We start from the raw sequence: 2,236 nt of genomic DNA on the forward strand, positions 1-2,236 counted from the left end.
TTTGTCATTTAGCGTTACGTTGATGAGTTTATTCATAAAGACTCCTTTCTATATGAGAAATAATCATGTGAGAGGTAAAATTTTTTTAAGTGCCTAGCAAATCACTAGAAGTCACATGGTAAATCTCACAGATTTTCATGAGGTTTTTTGCGCTTATACGGTAGATGTCTTTTTCCCAAGAGTTTACCGTCTGTGGCGCTACTCCTACACTATCACCAAATTCACGCTGTGTCATTTTACCGTTTTTAGCACGGATTTCAGCGATAGTGATTTTTGGTTTGGTCATACCTACCCCTCTCTTTCTTTATTTTTTTATATTAAGCTTTCTCAAGCTTGATTACATTCTATATGATTTTTTCTCATTTGTCAATAGTTAAAATGACTTTTTTTCATATTTTTTTACTTTTTTCTCTATATCACTTGATTATTTCTCTTTTGTACTATATAATGGACTTATCAAAAACAGGAGTGGCAATATGAATACCAATGAAGAAATCTCATATAGAATTAAGACACTCAGAGAAAGAAAAGGGCTTGAACAAAGTGATATAGCTGAACTTATGGGCTACAAATCACAAAGCACTATTTCTAAGTGGGAGGGCGCTAAAAATCTCCCAAACGGCAGAAAGCTAGTCCAACTGGCTCAGATTTTAGGGACTTCTACAGATTATATTTTGTATGGAGTTGATAAACCTGCCGTATCTGATATTCAATCTATCTATGATGACCTCAATGACCTCAACAAGAAAAAAGTAGTAGACTTAGCTCTTGCTTTGCGTGATAAACAAAATAGGAAACCAATCCAAATGACCACGGTGTATATCACTGGTTTTGTATCTGCTGGTAATGGAGTTATCCAGGATGACTATGTGGACGCTGAAATCACAATCCCATCTAGTGAGGTTCCTGATGATTTTGACAGCGTTGCAAAGGTTATTGGAGAGAGTATGGCTCCTAAAATCAAAGATGGAGACTTGCTTTTCATCAAGCATACCCCTCAGGTAGATAACAACGATATTGCCATTTTCCAAGTTAATGGTGAAAACTATGTTAAACAGTTCAAATCTAATGGTAGACCTTATTTGAAATCACTTAACCCTGACTATGATGATGTTTTTCTTTCAGAAGATGACGACATCAGGACTATTGGTGAAGTGGTTGAAATTTATAGAGAGGGTTAGTCATGTCTTTTTTTGATAAGCTTTTTAAGAAAACTACTAAGAATTTCACTAAAACATCAACCGGCATTTCACAACAGACTGATGATAATCTGCTTGAAATCGGAGATGTTATACTTCTCCACTGGTTAGATACTAGTTCTACAGATAGATTTCCCTCTTACTTTGAATTTGATTACTTTATAAATCCACAGCTACACAGAAATAAACTTATTCGTTTGGGGTTGTTAGAAGATCAAAAATCTGAGCGCAGTTTAAAAAAACTCAGAGTTAGTGAATTAAAAGAAATTTTAAATAAAGAAAATTTTAAAACTTCTGGTAAGAAGGACACTCTCATAGAACGAATTATGGAAAATATTGAAGTTTTTGAGACTGTCATTCCAAGTTCCCTGTGTGCTACCGCCTTGGGTAAACAAGTCTTAAATGATAAGCAGTATTTGATTAAAGCTCATCAAGATAGGCATATCACCCCTATAGAATATAGCGACTACCTTAGTAAGTTCCCAAATTTAAATTTCGATGAAATAAAATCGTCTATTTTAAATGACCGTATGTCTAAAAATGTAAATCTACAACAATTTGGACTTGTTAGAAATGATAATCATGCTTTTGCTGAAATGTATAGAAATAAAAAAGAATACTATTTAGCAATGGAATATTATATAAAGGTGTTACTTCTTGATTGCTCCGGTCTTAGTAATAACTACGACTACATCAAGAATCCAATATACTTATACCCTATGGCTAACAGCTTTATCGTTACTGAATTAAGAAACTGTGCTGAAAATTGTGATTTAGATGACTATAATAGAGCGTTTGAAGTAGCAAAAAAATATCTAAAGTCATTCAAAAAGAAAATTTTTCTAAATGAAAAAGACTTTCTTTTTATCAGAAATAATCTCCTAACAGAAAATTTATATGTAATAGAGGATTACCTAGAAAAATATAAAAAATTTGATTCTGATTATTATAGATAATAATAAAAAAGCCCTATGCTCTCCCCGACCAAAGTTTGAGCATAAGGCTACACTACAAGAAATCAGGCATTAAAAAGCCCT

The 2,236-nt window shown here is 33.0% G+C and carries 3 protein-coding genes; 2 read left to right on the forward strand and 1 reads right to left on the reverse strand.

Annotated elements, in window-relative coordinates; genetic code table 11:
- Window positions 1-85 precede the first annotated feature (85 nt).
- Window positions 86-286 carry a helix-turn-helix domain-containing protein gene (locus ACQRDX_RS09200; RefSeq protein ID WP_170239000.1) on the reverse strand — a complete coding sequence of 67 codons (201 nt, stop codon included), beginning with the start codon at window positions 284-286 and terminating at the stop codon, window positions 86-88.
- Window positions 287-476: 190 nt separating this feature from the next.
- Between ACQRDX_RS09200 and ACQRDX_RS09205 the strand changes: the two genes are divergently transcribed.
- Both ACQRDX_RS09205 and ACQRDX_RS09210 read left to right on the forward strand, forming a co-directional pair.
- Window positions 477-1,181, forward strand: a complete 705-nt coding sequence (locus ACQRDX_RS09205) for an XRE family transcriptional regulator (RefSeq protein WP_172015088.1) — start codon at window positions 477-479, stop codon at window positions 1,179-1,181.
- 2 nt (window positions 1,182-1,183) lie between these two features.
- Window positions 1,184-2,155: an SAP domain-containing protein gene (locus tag ACQRDX_RS09210; RefSeq protein ID WP_427896590.1), complete on the forward strand. Its 972-nt coding sequence runs from the start codon at window positions 1,184-1,186 to the stop codon at window positions 2,153-2,155.
- Window positions 2,156-2,236: the final 81 nt, after the last annotated feature.

This window comes from Streptococcus sp. SGI.013 (assembly GCF_050315295.1).
Classification (GTDB): domain Bacteria; phylum Bacillota; class Bacilli; order Lactobacillales; family Streptococcaceae; genus Streptococcus; species Streptococcus porcorum.

Excerpts from the sequence above, each read along its gene's own strand:
- ACQRDX_RS09205 (WP_172015088.1), top strand. The coding sequence starts at position 477 with ATGAATACCAATGAAGAAATCTCATATAGAATTAAGACACTCAGAGAA.
- ACQRDX_RS09200 (WP_170239000.1), bottom strand. The coding sequence starts at position 286 with ATGACCAAACCAAAAATCACTATCGCTGAAATCCGTGCTAAAAACGGT.
- ACQRDX_RS09210 (WP_427896590.1), top strand. The coding sequence starts at position 1,184 with ATGTCTTTTTTTGATAAGCTTTTTAAGAAAACTACTAAGAATTTCACT.